Genomic DNA, 474 nt, shown 5'->3' on the forward strand with positions numbered 1-474 from the left:
AAGCCCTCGAAAGGAACAAAGGTCGCTACCTTGCCATCTTCTTCAACCGTAACTTCACGAGTAATGCGAATAAACTTCTTCGCAGCATCTTGTTCTTGAATTCCGGCGGACTGAATCAAGAAAACAAAAGGCCCCGCGGAGCCATCCATAATAGGCACTTCTTCTGAGCTCAATTCGATACGACAATTATCGATACCGAGGCCAGCCATCGCTGATAGCAAATGCTCTACCGTTGCTACTTTTACGCCATTTTTAACTAGCGTAGTAGATAGCATGGTCTCACCAACATTCTCTGCGCGAGCGACTATTTCCACATTTGGTTCCAGATCCGTGCGGATGAAAACAATGCCAGAGTCGATCGGTGCGGGCTTCAAGGTCAAATATACCTTCTTACCTGAATGCAAGCCCACGCCCGTTGCGCGAATAGTGTTTTTGAGTGTGCGTTGTCTAATCATATGCGTACTTAAAATCGCC

The 474-nt window shown here is 46.8% G+C and carries 1 protein-coding gene; it reads right to left on the reverse strand.

Going from position 1 to position 474, the window contains the following annotated elements; all coding sequences use genetic code 11:
* Window positions 1-455: UDP-3-O-acyl-N-acetylglucosamine deacetylase (lpxC, locus tag A3739_RS07820; RefSeq protein ID WP_068500959.1), on the reverse strand; the 455-nt coding region annotated here is incomplete at its 3' end.
* Between the last annotated feature and the right edge of the window lie 19 nt (window positions 456-474).

This window comes from Oleiphilus sp. HI0067 (assembly GCF_001635735.1).